4 protein-coding genes, 1 tRNA gene and 2 rRNA genes (1 of these 7 running past the window's edge) are annotated in these 5,000 nt (G+C 59.6%); 4 read left to right on the forward strand and 3 right to left on the reverse strand.

The features are described 5' to 3' along the window. From NKL04_RS29365 to NKL04_RS29375, 3 genes are all read left to right on the forward strand, one after another. Positions 1-753, forward strand: a 23S ribosomal RNA gene (locus tag NKL04_RS29365); it begins 2,047 nt to the left of the window's first position. Between the two features lie 201 nt (positions 754-954). Further along, positions 955-1,069 (forward strand): 5S ribosomal RNA (rrf, locus tag NKL04_RS29370). Between the two features lie 351 nt (positions 1,070-1,420). Then, positions 1,421-1,497: transfer RNA gene (locus NKL04_RS29375), tRNA-Met, on the forward strand. Between the two features lie 100 nt (positions 1,498-1,597). Here the strand turns inward: NKL04_RS29375 and tnpC are convergent. From tnpC to tnpA, 3 genes are read right to left on the reverse strand one after another with little or no spacing between them, the layout of a single operon-like run. Next, positions 1,598-3,169, reverse strand: a complete 1,572-nt coding sequence (tnpC, locus tag NKL04_RS29380) for an IS66 family transposase (protein ID WP_023700918.1) — start codon at positions 3,167-3,169, stop codon at positions 1,598-1,600. Positions 3,170-3,223: 54 nt separating this feature from the next. Beyond that, a complete protein-coding gene (tnpB, locus tag NKL04_RS29385; protein WP_023700917.1) occupies positions 3,224-3,577 on the reverse strand; it encodes an IS66 family insertion sequence element accessory protein TnpB in 354 nt (117 codons plus the stop codon). Next, a complete protein-coding gene (tnpA, locus tag NKL04_RS29390) occupies positions 3,558-4,031 on the reverse strand; it encodes an IS66-like element accessory protein TnpA (protein ID WP_023700916.1) in 474 nt (157 codons plus the stop codon). The genes tnpB and tnpA overlap by 20 nt, the downstream gene beginning before the upstream one ends. 398 nt (positions 4,032-4,429) lie before the next feature. On the opposite strand from tnpA, the gene NKL04_RS29395 reads away from it, so the two are divergent. Further along, the gene (locus NKL04_RS29395) at positions 4,430-4,738 is read left to right on the forward strand and encodes a ribbon-helix-helix domain-containing protein (protein WP_084568660.1); all 309 of its coding nucleotides are present in this window, start codon (positions 4,430-4,432) and stop codon (positions 4,736-4,738) included. The last annotated feature ends 262 nt before the right edge of the window (positions 4,739-5,000 follow it).

Below are 5,000 nucleotides of genomic sequence, written 5' to 3' on the forward strand. Positions count from 1 at the left end.
GAAACCTGGGCGCCAGCTCAGGTGGAGCCATCCTTGAAATACCACCCTTATTACTATGGATGTCTAACCGCGGCCCGTTATCCGGGTCCGGGACAATGTATGGTGGGTAGTTTGACTGGGGCGGTCGCCTCCTAAAGAGTAACGGAGGCGCGCGATGGTGGGCTCAGAACGGTCGGAAATCGTTCGCTGAGTGCAATGGCATAAGCCTGCCTGACTGCGAGACTGACAAGTCGAGCAGAGACGAAAGTCGGTCATAGTGATCCGGTGGTCCCGCGTGGAAGGGCCATCGCTCAACGGATAAAAGGTACGCCGGGGATAACAGGCTGATGACCCCAAGAGTCCATATCGACGGGGTTGTTTGGCACCTCGATGTCGACTCATCGCATCCTGGGGCTGGAGCAGGTCCCAAGGGTATGGCTGTTCGCCATTTAAAGCGGTACGTGAGTTGGGTTCAGAACGTCGTGAGACAGTTCGGTCCCTATCTGCCGTGGGTGTAGGAATATTGAAAGGATCTGTCCCTAGTACGAGAGGACCGGGATGGACGGATCTCTGGTGGACCTGTTGTGGCGCCAGCCGCATAGCAGGGTAGCTATATCCGGACGGGATAACCGCTGAAGGCATCTAAGCGGGAAACCCACCTTAAAACGAGTATTCCCTGAGAACCGTGGAAGACGACCACGTTGATAGGCCGGGTGTGGAAGAGCGGCAACGCTTGAAGCTTACCGGTACTAATAGTTCGATCGGCTTGATCGTTCTCATTCCTTATGCTCATCGTGAACACGATGATCTGACCAGCGCTCACGCATGAGCGGCCCTTCCAGGGCCTATGCTCCGCGAGGGCGCCGGAAAACCGGCGACGCGCAGTCGCGCTTGCGGGCTTGCGCCCGAAAGCAAAACACAAACGTCGCCTTGGCACGAAAAAACAGCTTCTCGATATAACGTGCGTTTTGCCGACCTGGTGGTTATGGCGGAGCGGCTGCACCCGATCCCATTCCGAACTCGGCCGTGAAACGCTCCAGCGCTGATGGTACTTCGTCTCAAGACGCGGGAGAGTAGGTCGCTGCCAGGTCTGCAAAACGCACGTTGAACTCTCATCCGCAAACCGGATGAAACTGAAATCTTCTCTCTACGAAAAGGCCCGCCAAGGGATCACGGGCCGCGCAAGCGGCCCTTTCATTTGGTGAGACTTCTACCTATCTGTAAGCCAGCCTGTTCATAGGCCCAGGCTTACGTCCAGATAAGCAAGCAAACGCTTGCTTCAGATCCGGAGCAGGCAAGAGCTTGCCCTGGAGAGTCCGGAGCAAGCAAGAGCTTGCCCTGGAGAGTCCGGAGCAAGCAAGAGCTTGCCCTGGAGAGTCCGGAGCAAGCAAGAGCTTGCCCTGGAGAGTCCGGAGCAAGCAAGAGCTTGCCCTGGAGGTGACGCGGGGTGGAGCAGCCCGGTAGCTCGTCAGGCTCATAACCTGAAGGTCACAGGTTCAAATCCTGTCCCCGCAACCAACAAAAAAGCCCGCTTAGGCGGGCTTTTTGGTAAGCGCTCATTTCCCCGCACATTGACGGCCCTTGCAACAACTGATCGCTTTCAGACGGACGCGTCGGGTCAGGCTGCGGCGGCTTTGAGGAAGTTGAAGGGCAGGAGATCGTCGATAGCCACGTTCTCGGGGCGCTGAGGCAGTTCAGTGAGGACGTGGCGCAACCACGCTAACGGCTCGACGCCACAGGCGCGGCAGGTCAACGTCAGGCTGTAGATGACGGCGCTGGCCTTGGCTCCGTCGACGGTATCGCTGAACAACCAACTCTTCCTGCCAGTTGCAAAAATCCTGATGTCACGCTCGAGAAGATTGTTGTCGATCGGCATGCTGCCGTCCTCGGTGTAACGCGTCAGATATCCCCATTGGTTCAGGGTGTAGGACACGGCGTCGCCGAGCTTGCTGTCCGGCAAGACTTTTGGGGCGATGTCGTCGAGCCATGCCTTGAGAGCCTGGAGGATGGGGACACTATGTTGCTGGCGGAAGCGGCGAATGCAGTGATCTCGCGTTTCGCCGTCATCGGGGATTTCGTTCCGCGCCTGCCTTTCAACCCGATAGAGCTGTTCGAAGAACCGGAGTGCCTGTTCCGGCGGGCCGCCGCCTTTCTTCCTCGCCTTTAGGGCATCGACGAAGCGCCGCCTCGAATGGGCCATGCAGCCAAGATGCGTTGCCCCTTCCAGCGTGCGCCAAGCGGAATAGCCGTCGCTCATGACGATGCCGCGGTAATCGCCCAAGAAAGTCTGCGGGTGTATCTGGCCGCGACCCGGTTGATAATCGAGCAGCACGATCGGCTCGTCACTGTCGTGGCCGCTCCGGTATGCCCACATGTACGAGGTGCTGGCGGCCGCTCTGTCCATTTCCTTCAGCACCTGGACCGTGGTCTCGTCGCCATGGATGAGGGGCTGCGATCTGAGCCGCAGCTTCAGGGCGTCATAGATGCGGGAGAGATGCTTTTCGCTCGAGCCGATCACCCAGTGGCCCAGAGCGCCACGGCTGACAGGAACACCCGCGCGCTCGAAGGCCTGCGCCAGGCGGTAGAGCGGTGTGCCGTCGACGTACTTATGAACGAGCGCGAAGGCCAGCGTCGAAGCCGTGGCGATGCTGCCCGGCAAAGGTTGCGCGGGCATCGGCGCGGTCACGACCGGCGTGTTGATGCCGGTACGCTCACAATGGCGGCAAGCATATTTGAACCGCACATTCTGCAGAACCTTCGCCTTCACCTCGATATGAAGCTGCTCGGTAACGGCCTCGCCCATGCGATGCATCTGATGACGGCAGCAAGGACAAGCCTTCTGGTCGTCGGGAAGGTCGTACTCGACACGCTCGCGCGGCAGGTTTTCCGGCAAGGCCTTGCGGCCGCGCTTCTTTCCCGTCGCCCCTTCGGTCGCCGGCAAGCCCGTGTCCGGCAGGACAACGACATCGCCATCTTCGCTGTCGGCGTCATCCTCATCCGCGGCCTGTTCGGCTTCATTGAAGAGGCGGTCAATGTGCTTTTCGCTCTTCGGCGCAAAACGATGCAGTCGTGCAAGCGCCAGCTCTTCCTCGAGTTTGACGACCCGTTCGGCGAGTTGACGGTTCTGCGCCTGCAGCGCAGCAATGCGCGCCATCAACTCTTCAACAGTCGGTTCGCCGGGTCGATTCATCAGATTCTTGAATCGAAAGCATGCCGCCGCGTCAATCGCTCAATTCGAGAGCCCTCAACCGGCAACCTGATATTGCCGCACCGGATGGCGGACCATCGCATCGATATCGATGCCATCGAGGATCCAGTGCAATTGCTCGGTCGTAAGCGTGATCACCGCTGCCTCCCGGCGCGGCCACCTGAACCTGTCCTCGGTCAGCCGCTTCAGGACCAGCACAAAGCCCGACCGATCGAAGAACAGGAGCTTCATCCGGTCGCGACGGCGATTGCAGAACGCAAAAACTGCCGGAGCAAACGGATCGAGCGCCATCGTCTCTTGGACCAGAACCGCGAGGCTGTTGATGCCGGCCCGGAAGTCGATCGGCTCGCGGTGCAGGTAGACTTTCAGGTCAGCGCCCAGTCTGAACATGACCCAGTGCTCCGATGGTCGCCGTCAATGCATCCAGATCACCGCATTCCAGCGTCAACGTCACGCCGTTCGGCAGCGACGCGCTCACCTTGGCTGGAGAGGACAAATGCGCTGTCCTTTTCGATGCCGACCAACGCACCCCATCGCAAGTCTCCGGCAAATCCACCGCAGCCATGCTGCTCTGTCGCAGCAAGGCCCGATCGGAAGTGCTTTCAATCTGAACCGGGATGAACGCAGGTGGCGGGGACGGCGGGAGGGACTGGGTCTCCGCGCGCTTCTTTATCCACTTCCGAAGAAGGTTCGCATTGACCCCATGTTCGAGCGCGAGCCTCGATACCGACACGCCAGGCTCAAGGCAGGCCGAGACAAGACGCTCCTTCGATGCGGCCTCGTATCGGCGTCGCCCGTCCCGACCGACAAGCCTCACCCGCAGTTTCTGCTCATCTTCTTCCATCACAAGGTGTCCACCTATTTCGGTGGACACCTGCATGCATCAGAGCACTCAACAGCAAAAGGTGCGGGGAAATTCGCGCTTACGCTTTTTGCGTTCGGACCGTGATCGATGGCGATTTTAACCTGCACCAGGGGTCGGAAGCAGGCGAAGCCGACCGTGGGACAGAAAAGCCAAATCATGACCCCCAACCGCCCGCAGCTCGCAGGCCTTTTGTATTCGGCACCTTTGCCCACGCGAAGCCGGTTGGCTCCCGGCTCTGTCAGCGCGGCAACCGCCACGCGCCGGCGCGATGGTGACCGGACGCTTTGGATCCTGCAAAACCAGGCGACGAACCATTCTCTCGCCATCAGATCTTGGAAAACGAACCGTGATCGTGCGCTTCCAATCATTGCTATCTATTGTTACCGGGCTTTGATCGGCGCCATAATCTTCCAGGAGGTTGCCGTGCCGACTACGCTCTGAACGACCACTATGAGAGCTTTACCAGGAAGCAGCTCGAATCAGGCCGCTACAACAATGCCAGAGATGTTCACGCCGGCCTGCGTATGCTCGAGGATTTCGAGGCGGAGCGGGAGAGATGGCTGCGCGAGGAGGTTCCGGCGCGCCTGACCGAGCTCCGGCAGGATCCGGCTAAGGGCATCCCTGTCGAGACGGTTTTTTCGCGACTCGAGGCGCGTCATCACGCGAAGCAGGCGAAAGCCAAATAGGCAATGGAGTACCGCATTGTCTTCCACCCCAAGGCGGAAACTGAACTCGGCCAGTTCTATGACGACGTAGCCGACCCGTGCGTCGCCGGCGATCGCTTGGAATTTCGTTGTCGGCATCCGCGACCATTGCCTGAGCGTGTCGACTTTTCCACAGTGCGGCACAGAGCGGGTCGAGATCATGCCTGGTCCGCGGATCATCAGCTGGCGACGTGCCGTCAGCATTGCTTTCGCAGTCGATGCCGAACGGGTCTGGTCCTGGGTA

Source organism: Mesorhizobium sp. C264A, assembly GCF_040324515.1.
In the GTDB taxonomy this organism is placed as follows: domain Bacteria; phylum Pseudomonadota; class Alphaproteobacteria; order Rhizobiales; family Rhizobiaceae; genus Mesorhizobium.